The organism is Aerolutibacter ruishenii, assembly GCF_007830115.1.
Classification (GTDB): Bacteria; Pseudomonadota; Gammaproteobacteria; order Xanthomonadales; family Xanthomonadaceae; genus Aerolutibacter; species Aerolutibacter ruishenii.
The window spans coordinates 21,737-27,736 of the sequence record NZ_VLKP01000019.1 but is presented as its reverse complement, the minus strand read 5'-3'; the positions used below and the strand labels follow the sequence as shown (position 1 = coordinate 27,736).

Here is a 6,000-nt window from a genome sequence, read left to right as displayed (position 1 = left end):
TCTGCCGACAGATCCCGCGCCAGCTGCGCCGCGGATGTCCGCACCTCAACGAGTTCGGCGTCGAGCTGACGCAGGCGCGTCGAATGCGCCCTCTCGGGGTTCAGCCGAGATACGCGTAAAAATGCCCCACAGAACTCAAATAATTCTTTCGGTGCAATGACTTAGCCGATATTTATCTTCTCGGCCGGTTGCGCCAGAAGATCGAGCGTCGGGCACGGTGCGCCTGTCACCACGTGGCGACACTCCTCCACCAAATGCTCAAGGTCGACTTCCAATTGTCGTAGCTCATCCAGACGCCGCCGTACCTCGGCCAATTTCTGTTCGGTCAGCCGCCGAGTCTGCTCGCAAGCGCGTTGGCCTTTGACCTCCAACAGCCCCGCTATCTCGTCGAGACTGAATCCCATCGCCTGTGCTCTGCGAATGAACTGAAGTCGGCCGACTTCGTTGGGCCCGTACCGGCGGACGCTGCCCATTGGGCGCTCAGGCTCCGGCAGCAGGCCTCGCCGCTGGTAGTAACGGACCGTTTCGACATGCACACCAGCGGCCGCGGCCAGCCGGCTGATTGTCATTACGTGGGTGGCCATCAGCTTGACTCCGTACTTAGGTACGGAGATTACCATGCGGGTATGGTCCAACCTCCCCCACAGTCCTCCCTGCCCGCCCTCTTGGGCGCCGCCGTCGCGGCCATTGGCGCGTCCGTGTGTTGCGTCGTGCCCCTGGTGCTGGTCCTGTTGGGTATCAGCGGTGCCTGGATCGCCAATCTCACTGCCCTGGACGCGTGGCGTCCGTGGTTCAGCGCGGCCACGTTGGTGTGCCTGGGCTGGGCGTTCTGGATGCTCTATGGCCCGGCCTCGCGCTGTCGCATCGACGGCGCCTGCGTCGATCCCTCGCGATTGCGACGCCGCCGGCGCTGGCTATGGATCGCTACCGGCCTGATCGCTCTGCTGCTGCTCTTTCCCTACTACATCGGTTGGTTCCTGTAGGAGTCCCACATGCGCAAGATTCTTCTCAGTTTGGTATTCACGGCATGGATGGGCTTGGCTTGGGCGGCTACCCCTAAGCAGGTCGTCCTGCAGGTGGAGAACATGACCTGCCCGGCGTGCAGCATCACGATCGAAAAGGCGTTGGATACAGTGCCGGGCGTGACGGCGAAGCGTATTGACACCCGAGCCGCCACCGTGACGGTGGCATTCGATGCCGAGCGCACCAACGCGGCCGCCATCGCGAAGGCCATCACCGACGCCGGTTTTCCAGCCACTGCAAAGGCGAAAGCGAACGGTGGCTGAGGTGCAGTTGCAAAGCACGCTCACGTGCCCGACATGCGGGCACCAGGCGACCGAAACCATGCCCACTACGGCGTGCCAATTCTTTTACGAGTGCTCGGCCTGCCACACGCTCCTGCGCCCGAAAACAGGCGATTGCTGCGTGTTCTGTTCCTACGGCACGGTACCGTGCCCGCCCATCCAGCAACATAGTCCCTGCTGTGGCAGTACCGGTTGACCCACGCTACGCCGCCAGGGCCAGCTCGATTTCGTACGGTTCCGGAAGCGCGTCCACGTCGATCAGGTAATCGCCGAACCGCTTCACGTGGCTGGTCACGTAGGGACTGAGCGCCGCCACGTCCTCCGGGGTGATCTTCCAACCCGCTCGCATCAGCGTCTTGATGATGCGGGTCTGTTCGACCACGTTATGAAAGATGACGGCGTTGGCGACCAGGTCGTTGTAATTGACCGCCTTCTCCTGTTCGAGCGGGTCGTTATCGGCGATCACACCCTCTCCGCCGAAGAAGAAATACTTCGAAAACCCATTATAGGCTTCGACCTTGTTGGTGGAGGCCGTGATCTGTTCGCGTAGCTCGCGATCGGAAATGTATTGCAGCAGGAACAACGTGCGCACCGCAGCACCGAGTGCCCGGAAGGCCTGGTACAGGCGGTTCTTGCGGCTGTAGTTGCCCAGCTTGCGCAGCAGCGTCGAGGCCGCGATCTTGCCGGACTTGATCGATAGCACGACCTGCATCAGATCCTTCCAGTGGGTCTCGATCAGGTCCCAGTTCACATCTTCCCGGAACAGCGCATCGATGTGCTCGTAGCGGCTGTCCTCGTCCGGACGGAAGAACCGGTAGTCGCGCCAGTTGCGGATGCGCGGCATCAGCTGGATGCCCAGCAAGTGCGACAGCCCGAATACCGGCAGCGACTGACCCTGGGTATCGGCATGGACGGTGTCGGGTTGGATGTCGGAGGTGTTCTTCAGCAGCCCGTCGATGATGTACACCGCTTCCCAGACGCCGCACGGGATGAAGTGACTGAAGAGCGCCACGTAGGTGTCGGACACATGGTGATAGGCAATGCCGCCGTAGCCGCCATAACGGATGTGGTACGACGCCAGCAGGTTCTGGTCGTACAGGTCGTACTTGGTGCCGTCGGCCGCGGCGCGCTTGCCATCGCCCCAGAATTTGGGAAGCTGCAGGCCGGCGTAACTGTTGATGATGTCGCGGCAGGCCGCTGCCAGCTTGTTCGCATCCACGTGACGGCGATTGACGAACGACAGCATGTGCGCCGACGCAGCGCCTCGCAGATGCCGTGCGGCCTGGGCCGGGCCGAGGTTGCAACCATAGGTAAACGCCGTCAGCACGTAGCGTTCGGTGGGCTGGTCGATCTTGGTGTCGGACCCGGACAGCGGTCCGAAATGCCGCGGCCAGCGGGTCCAGTGCGCCACGTCACAGAGGATCTCGATGACACTGCGCTCGCGCAGGCGGTCGAGGATCGCGGTCTCCAGGGCGCGAGCGCCGCTGCTCATGTCCTTGGCCTTGTGGCGCTTGAGCACCGGAAACCCGTCGTCGCCGATGATCACCTGGCCGTTCTCCAGGTAACCCTGATCCGTCAGGTCCGCGACTTGCATCAGCTTGGACTGCAAGGCATTGACGAATCCCACCGCGGAGGCCGGTAAACCCACTTGGCGACAGTAGTCGTCCAGCAACGGCTCGCACTGCTCCCAGGGCAGCAACTGCTCGCGGTAATCGGCGTAGGTTTCCGAACCGCGCACGGCCACGTCGCCGGATTTCAGTTCGTTGGCCAGTGAGGAGAACACGCACACCTCGAACAGGCGGCGGTGGATGCGTTCCTCGCCCTGCTCGGTGCGGTGGGTGATGGTCTTTCGCCAGAGCTGGGTCGTGAACGCCAGATCGACCGGTTCGTCCAGCCAGTCGCCGCGGGCACGCTCCTGCGACAGGATCAGCTCGATCGCGTCGATCAACGAACGGTCTTCGGTGGTGGATTCCAGGTCCAGCATGCGCACCATGCGCAGGATGGTGGCGCGGTGGCTCTTGTAGAACGGCCACAGCAGCGGCAGGTGGTTGTCGCCGCTGTGGGCGGCGATGGCATCGCAGTCAGCCTGCAGGGTCTGGACGCCCCCGCGCGTGCTGACCAGGCGGCGAATCTCCCGTCCTGCGTCGGTGTCGCCCGGGTGACGGTCGAGCACCTGGATCACATCCGACATCGTGGCGACGATGGCCTCGGTCTTCTCGCGGTAGCGCGCACGCAGCCGCTCCAGTTCCTCCTTGCCGCGGTTGTGGAGATTGCCCATGCGTTTGATGAACATCTCAGCTAGGTCGTCGCGGGTCTGCACCCGGGCGCGATGGATCAGGCACAGCAGCAGCGCGTGTCGTTTGGCCGGGCCGAAATCGCGCAACTCGGCAGCGTCCAGTACCCGGGCTTCGGCGGCGAAGTGCTTGCGCTTGAGTTCCGGCACGTCCGCCAGGTGCCGTTCGCTGCCGACCAACTCGTCCAACGCCGCGATGTGGTCGAGCAGTTCCTGGAAGTGCTGCAGAGAAGATCGTTTCGGCAGCCGCTTGATGGCCTGCAGCGGGCTCTTGATGCGAGCGTCGGTGACGACCAGCAGATCGTCCAGCCGTTGCTTCTCGTCCGCCGTCAGCCGCTTGTCGATGAGGGCGAAGTAACGGCCATTGACCAGGGTGCGAACTCGGCGGGCCAGGCGATCCAGGGCGGAGAACGCGGGCAACTCGATCCGGTCGCGTACGAGCTGTTCGATCGCCACATTGATCAGGTCGGCCGGATTGTCCATGACGGCGGCGGCTTCATGGATGGCACGGGCCGCCACGTCGAGGCCGCCGTCGGCATAGGCCCGGACCTGCAGATAGGCCCGGATCCGCTGGAAATAGCGGTAGCGCTTGTTCGGCGCGATGTCGGCGGGCTTGATCTGGACCCGGAACCGCAGCGCATTGCGGAGGTGCCGGATGACCCCTGCGGGCACTTCATCGATTGCGGGGAAATAGCCCAGTCGCTGGAAAGATTTCAGCAAGATTGCCAAGATCAATCGATGGCCGGGTTGCCGGGCATTGTCGGCAATGAAGGTCAGTTCGGCGTCGGTGGGCGTGTAGGCGACGACCAATTCGCGGACGACGGGATTGCGTTTGAACTGGGGATACGCGGTCCGTTCGATCGACGCCATTGAAGCCTCATTTGGTCAAGGTTCAGGTAACGCAGGCGGCGGCAGGCTCGCCTCGATACGATGGCGCGCAAATGGGTCGCTGCCGTCGAGGTAGCGCATCGCCGAGTGCACGTCGCGCCAGCCGACGTATTCCATCAATGCTTTCACGTCCCAGCCGTTCGCGTTGGCCCAACCGGCGAACCCGCGACGCAGGGAGTGGCTGCTGTACTCCTCCGCATCCGGAAGCCCGGCGGCGGTCAGCAGGCGGCGCAGCAGCGGGATCAGGCTATTCGGGTGCAGCGGCGTCTCGCTCACACGCCCCCAGCGGTCGATGCCGCGGAACAGCCGCCCCTCCGTCAGGGCGGCCGTGGTCGTCCAATCCACGATCGCAGTCACCGGGCACAATCGCGATAGCGCCGGCACCTTGTAGGTGGTGCCCAAGGCCTGACGGTCGCCTTTGCTGCGCGACAGGAAACAGGTCATCCCTTCGCCAGGGACCAGGTGCAAGTACTCGACTTGCACGCGGATCAGTTCATCGCCGCGGAAGCCGCGCCAGAAGCCGAGCAGGATCAGGGATCGGTCGCGGCGATGGCGCAGTTCGTCCGCGCGATCGCCGCGTTCGCGGGCGACCGAGATCGCAGTGCGGAGCCAGTCGTCGACCTGCGTCAGTCGGGTCAGTTGTAAAGGCTCGGCCTGCTTCTCCACCGAGGGGTGCACCGTCTGGATGCCCTTGAGCACTTTGCGCACCAATGGCGCGCGGGTGGGATCGACGAACCCGTGCTCGCGATGCCAGGACGCCAGCGCAGCTAGCCGCTGTCGGAGCGTGTTGTTCGCCAACAGCGCGGCGTGATCGGCCAGATAACGGGCCACGCTGTCCGGCGTGGCTGGCAGGTGGCCGCCCCATTCGACCTCGAAGTGCCGCAGCGCCGAGGCGTAGCTGCGCTGCGTGTTCTCGCGTTCGGCGGCCTTTAGGTACCGTTCCAAGGTCATGGGCGGCACCCCGGATCGGCGCACGAAGTCACATCGTGGCCCGTGTGCCGCAGTGCCCCCAGGATGGTGCATGTTCCGCGCTCGCCGCCAGCGCACTGGGCAATCACTCGCTCCAGTTCGCCCGCCATGCGGGTTAGCGCCTCGATCCGCTGATGGATGTCGGCCAAGTGCACGCGCGCCAGCGCATCGACGTCGCTGCACGACAGCTTCGGATCGTCGTTCAAGCGCAGCAGGCTGCGGATCTCCTCCAGGCTGAAACCCAGTTCGCGCCCGCGGCTGACGAACCGCAACCGCTCCACGTCTGCCAGGGTGTAGGCGCGATAGCCGCTCCCGGTCCTGTTCGGCGATGGGATGAGTCCCACGCGCTCGTAGTACCGGATGGTTTCCAGGTGGCAGCCGCTGGCGGCGGCGGCTTCGCTGATCTTCATGGGCACCCCGCTTGAGTCTGTAGCGGCTACGGACTTTACCCTGAGTCGACCCTCACTGCCACCAGACCAGGGAATCCCGGGAAAAGGGCGCGCTGTGGATTGCACTGGTGCCGAATGCCGCGATGGCCTTCATTGG

6 protein-coding genes and 1 pseudogene are annotated in these 6,000 nt (G+C 64.1%); 3 read left to right on the top strand and 4 right to left on the bottom strand.

The annotated features are described in order from the left end of the window. Positions 1-161 precede the first annotated feature (161 nt). On the bottom strand, positions 162-584 hold the full coding sequence (locus IP93_RS15195) for a MerR family transcriptional regulator (protein ID WP_144817115.1): 423 nt from the start codon (positions 582-584) through the stop codon (positions 162-164). Here IP93_RS15195 and IP93_RS15190 point away from each other — a divergent pair. From IP93_RS15190 to IP93_RS15965, 3 genes are read left to right on the top strand one after another with little or no spacing between them, the layout of a single operon-like run. Further along, positions 531-983 (top strand): mercuric transporter MerT family protein, encoded by a 453-nt coding sequence (locus IP93_RS15190; protein ID WP_338419429.1) that lies wholly within the window; start codon positions 531-533, stop codon positions 981-983. The two genes, IP93_RS15195 and IP93_RS15190, sit on opposite strands and share 54 nt — an antisense overlap. Before the next feature lie 9 nt (positions 984-992). Continuing rightward, entirely contained in the window at positions 993-1,286 is a 294-nt protein-coding gene (locus IP93_RS15185) for a heavy-metal-associated domain-containing protein (RefSeq protein WP_096209249.1), read from the top strand. Beyond that, complete coding sequence (locus tag IP93_RS15965; RefSeq protein WP_425480060.1) at positions 1,195-1,500, top strand: GDCCVxC domain-containing (seleno)protein; 306 nt, start codon at positions 1,195-1,197, stop codon at positions 1,498-1,500. The genes IP93_RS15185 and IP93_RS15965 overlap by 92 nt, the downstream gene beginning before the upstream one ends. Before the next feature lie 6 nt (positions 1,501-1,506). On the opposite strand, the gene IP93_RS15175 is transcribed toward IP93_RS15965, so the two are convergent. The 3 genes and pseudogenes from IP93_RS15175 to IP93_RS15165 all read right to left on the bottom strand — a co-directional run bounded on the left by IP93_RS15175 (position 1,507) and on the right by IP93_RS15165 (position 5,864). Continuing rightward, positions 1,507-4,467, bottom strand: coding sequence for a Tn3 family transposase (locus tag IP93_RS15175; RefSeq protein ID WP_144817113.1), 2,961 nt, complete (start codon positions 4,465-4,467; stop codon positions 1,507-1,509). Between the two features lie 18 nt (positions 4,468-4,485). Next, a pseudogene (locus tag IP93_RS15170) lies at positions 4,486-5,436 on the bottom strand (site-specific integrase); the annotation flags it as partial. Then, complete coding sequence (locus tag IP93_RS15165) at positions 5,433-5,864, bottom strand: MerR family transcriptional regulator (RefSeq protein WP_144817111.1); 432 nt, start codon at positions 5,862-5,864, stop codon at positions 5,433-5,435. The gene IP93_RS15165 and the pseudogene IP93_RS15170, both read right to left, overlap by 4 nt. Positions 5,865-6,000 lie beyond the last annotated feature (136 nt).